The following is a 1,014-nucleotide window of genomic DNA, read 5'->3' on the forward strand; positions in this document are numbered from 1 at the left end:
TGCCATCCGTGATCACCACCTCCGCCAGGCCCACCCCGTCCACCGTCACCCGCCCGGTCACCGGGAAGGTGCGCAGGGTGGCCGCGAAGTCCTGATTTGCCAGCGCCTCCGTCACGGTGATTGCCATGGTCGCCGGGCTAAAGGTGTAGCCCGCCCGCGTCGGGGTCAAGACGTGCGTCCCATACGGCACGTCCGTGAGGGTGTACGCCCCCGTGCTGTCCGTCGTAGCATTGCGTGTGCCATCCGTGATCACCACCTCCGCCAGGCCCACCCCGTCCACCGTCACCCGCCCCGTCACCGGGAAGGTGCGCAGGGTGGCGGCAAAGTCTTGCCCATCGAGATCGCCAGTCACCGTGATCGTCCGGGTCGCCGGGGTAAAGGTGTAGCCTGCGAGCGTCGGCGTCACCACGTACGTCCCATAGGGCACGTCCGTGAGGGTGTAGCCCCCCGTCGCGGTCGTCGTCACGGTGCGCGTGCCGTCCGTGATCACCACCTCCGCCAGGCCCACCCCGTCCACCGTCACCCGCCCCGTCACCGGGAAGGTGCGCAGGGTGGCCGCGAAGTCCTGATTTGCCAGCGCTGCCGTCACCGTCACCGACCGGGTGGCCGGGCTAAAGGTGTACCCCGCGAGCGTCGGGGTCAGCACGTGCGTCCCATACGGCACGTCCGTGAGGGTGTACGCCCCCGTGCTGTCCGTCGTAGCATTGCGCGTGCCGTCCGTAATCACCACCTCCGCCAAGCCCACCCCGTCCACCGTCACCCGCCCGGTCACCGGGAAGGTGAGCAGGGTCGCCGTAAAGTCCTGACCCGCCAGGGCGTCCGTGACCATGATCGTCTGCGTCACCGGGGTGAAGGTATAGCCCGCGAGCGTCGGGGTCAGCACGTGCGTCCCATACGGCACGTCCGTGAGGGTGTACGCCCCCGTGCTGTCCGTCGTAGCATTGCGCGTGCCGTCCGTAATCACCACCTCCGCCAGGCCCACCCCGTCCACCGTCACCCGCCCCGTCACCGGGA

General features: G+C 69.2%; 1 protein-coding gene. It reads right to left on the reverse strand.

All coding sequences use genetic code 11. The features are described 5' to 3' along the window. Nucleotides 1-1,014, reverse strand: a 1,014-nt coding sequence (locus tag EYB53_RS25310; protein ID WP_167857626.1) for a peptidase associated/transthyretin-like domain-containing protein, incomplete at both ends; no start/stop codon positions are given.

Source organism: Candidatus Chloroploca mongolica (assembly GCF_004762035.2).
Classification (GTDB): domain Bacteria; phylum Chloroflexota; class Chloroflexia; order Chloroflexales; family Chloroflexaceae; genus Chloroploca; species Chloroploca mongolica.